This window comes from Myroides sp. DF42-4-2 (assembly GCF_030326445.1).
Lineage (GTDB): Bacteria > Bacteroidota > Bacteroidia > Flavobacteriales > Flavobacteriaceae > Flavobacterium.
In genome coordinates this window covers 1-3,150 of record NZ_JACAKI010000045.1, presented here as the reverse complement: position 1 = coordinate 3,150, position 3,150 = coordinate 1, and the positions used below count along the sequence as shown (strand labels likewise).

The following is a 3,150-nucleotide window of genomic DNA, read 5'->3' as shown; positions in this document are numbered from 1 at the left end:
CTCCCTACTAATGAAGGATATTCTTTAGAATCAATAGCTTCATAAAACCATGAGCCTGCAAAAGCAATTTTGGGATAAAATATATTATACTTTACTGTCTCTCTTACGATACTTTTTCTTAATTCTGCAACCCTCGCTAAATCACTAGGGCGGAATTCATTTTGTTCTTCATCCCCCTCCAACATACTTAATGCACTTTCAATCAAATCCTTATACTTGATTTTTTGCCATAGATGAATAAAAAACTCTTCATTAAGTTCATTCTTTTCTTTCCCTCCATAATGTTCCTCAGCAAGAGATAGTTGAATTCTGTCAAAAGACCTAAAAAAGCCTGATAATTCCCCCATAGTTACTGGGGGAGTTCTCCTAGCATTTTGCATCAACTTATATTTCTTTTTACCTTCTTTTAACTTCTCTTCAGTTATTTTATTTAGATGCTTATTTTTATCATGATACTCCTGGTCTTCCTGCTTTGTTTTTTCTTCAGAAGCTAATTTCTCTTCTTGCAGCGATTCAAATATTCCTAAAGGACTCTTTAATCCACGCTTATTTAATGCTTCAATATCTTTAGCCTCTACATTAAATCCAAACATTAATGTCCATTTTATATCAGGATAAATAATAATATTTACATCCCTAACATAAGCGCAAGTGTTAAGAGTAAACTTAATACGTTGTAATTTATCTTCTAAATTGGGGAGCCAAAAATATTTCATAGCCTCAAAATAAGTATCAACAACTATCTTGCTTTCTGATGTACTTGGTATTGAATAAGGAAAAAAAGCATCAAATTCTATCTGTTCTTCTCTAACAATAATCTTACCTTTTGTTGCCTTCTCTTTTTCACCAAAAACTTTTTTCTCCTCTTGAGTTGAAATCCCAAATACATTAACTTCTGTAGTAACATTCAAAGATCCTGTTATCCATTCATTTTCTTTTTTTTTCTCTACATTCTGTACACTTCCACCTCCTTTAAAATCTATACTATAACCAGTAGGTATCGAACTAAATTTTATTCTATTTTCTTTAGTGTGCTTTTGGATTTGATCTTCGCAATCATCTATATCAAAATTATTAATCTCTATGTAATAAGTCTCTTTCTTTCCAGCAATAACATCTAATATAATAGGATTGTTTTTCTTCAATATTAGATTACTACTATCAAAAACCTTAAGAACATCGCTTTCTCCTTTTTTAGTAACGAGTATCTCTGTATACTTACAATGATAAAAATCAGCAACATCCGTTTCTGATTCACCGATAAGTACAGCCTTATTACCAACATCAGTAAGTTTAGATTCTAATGTGAATTTTTTTGTTTTAAAACCGTCTTTTTTAAACTTTTTATAGTCTGGATCATTACGATGTTTTATCATCGCATATATTTCAATCTCATCTTCTCCTGAGAACTGGCTTGCTTTCCAAAAAGGATCTATGTATATTTCCATTTTGACTTTTTGAACTTGATAGTTCTTCTTAGGTATTAGAATTTCAATACTTCCTTCCTTTATCCTTTCATTGGTTATTAATTCATCTCGTACAGCATAAATAGGTGTAAGATTCTCATCTTCAGTGTACGTATCTACAATTCTTTTAAAAATCTTTGCATCTTCTTTATCTGGCATTTCAGGAACATTATTTGAACTAGAATCTTTAGTTCTTTCAAAAGGTGGTAATTCATCATCATAAATAACATCCTCGTCCATTAATTTTATATCTAGTAGTTGTCCAAATAATCCTTTAGTATAAATATGTAAAATTACAGTTACACCGAAAGGAATTTTTGTATCACTCTTAAAAGGTTCTATTTTTCCTTCTTTATTATACCTTTCCCATCTAACACCTAAAACCTCAGGAGTACCAACTGCCTGAATTAATATTCCTACTTTGATAGAGTTTGAAGGAGATTCTCCTTGAGAAAATGCTTCAGCATAGACTATACCTCCTCCTTCTAAAAGTTCTGGAAAATAAAAAGACTGTTCTACTTTACCTATTTTACCATTAGAGTCAGTACTATATCCAATATTATAATTATCCTTACTAAAATTCAAACTTTTACCACCAACTGCTGACCATATCCATACTACATCTTCATACTTCTTTAATAAAGCTTCTTGATCTACTCCTACTACCTTACTTTCTTTCTCATAGTCTTCAATAATCAAAGTAACATAGCCTGCTTTTTTTATAGATAACACTCCTTTTTCAAAAGAAATAACATTATCCTGTTTCCCTTCCTTAAGCTTGATTTTAAATGACGCCATACTATCTTTTAGCTATTATGTTGTATGTATTATCTACTTCTTCTAAATCCACCAAAGGACATAACTCCGTTAACACCTCTTTATCTGCTTTATCTACATTTTTCTGAGTAACTTCAGCTGTCTGCCCATGAAATGTAATCACTACACAGTCCTTGCCTCCAATTGGACAGCTACCTTTACTATCTTCTAAAAGTGGTTTACCACCATTATCTTCTAAAGTAATTTTATCATAAAAGCCACTCCATTCTGTTATAGTAACTTGACAAGGCTTGTTGCGCATCTGTGAACAACTCCCGAAAGTATTCTTCTCAAATGTTGTTCCTAGATCTTTATCCGTTGCCATTAATTTGTCTGCACCATCTTTATCATTAATATAACGTCTTGATTGTGTTTTTACCACTAACTTATCAGGTGTTGTCCCAAAATTACAACTACATATCGCCCCTTGACATACTAAATGTCTCTCACTCATAATGTTACTGATTTAGTTCAAATAATTGAAAGTTTATCTTATACTCCTCTTTGTCCTCATAAGTAATCACAGTCCCTATTATGGAGTATATCTCGTGTGTACTTCTATGTAATTTATACTGTAGAGTCAGTGTTCCCTTCTCTCTATCTTGATTAAAATAATTCTCTTGTTCAGATCCTACTATCTTAAGTACTATTTTATCATTGCTAGTGTATCTTGGAGATAAAGAATACTTGATATTATAATCAATACTTTGACTAAGAGAAGAAAAATAAACTCTTAAAGTAGATTCATGTTCGAAATTATTATGGTTCTTATAAATAGGTAGAAAAAATAGTTTATAAAACAGATTCCGATCTAATAAATCCCTGTTTTCATCAATGGCTGTAAAAGCTTTATCGACCTTTTTAATTA

General features: G+C 31.2%; 2 protein-coding genes and 1 pseudogene. All 3 read right to left on the bottom strand.

Annotation, left to right across the window (positions count from 1 at the left end; translation table 11 throughout):
* Positions 1-2,264 (bottom strand): hypothetical protein (locus tag HX062_RS15990; protein WP_286468114.1); only part of this gene is annotated, 2,264 nt, incomplete at its 3' end.
* A 1-nt stretch (position 2,265) separates the two neighbouring features.
* Positions 2,266-2,736 (bottom strand): DUF4280 domain-containing protein, encoded by a 471-nt coding sequence (locus tag HX062_RS15985; protein ID WP_286468113.1) that lies wholly within the window; start codon positions 2,734-2,736, stop codon positions 2,266-2,268.
* Between the two features lie 4 nt (positions 2,737-2,740).
* Positions 2,741-3,150: pseudogene (locus HX062_RS15980) on the bottom strand (hypothetical protein); the annotation flags it as partial.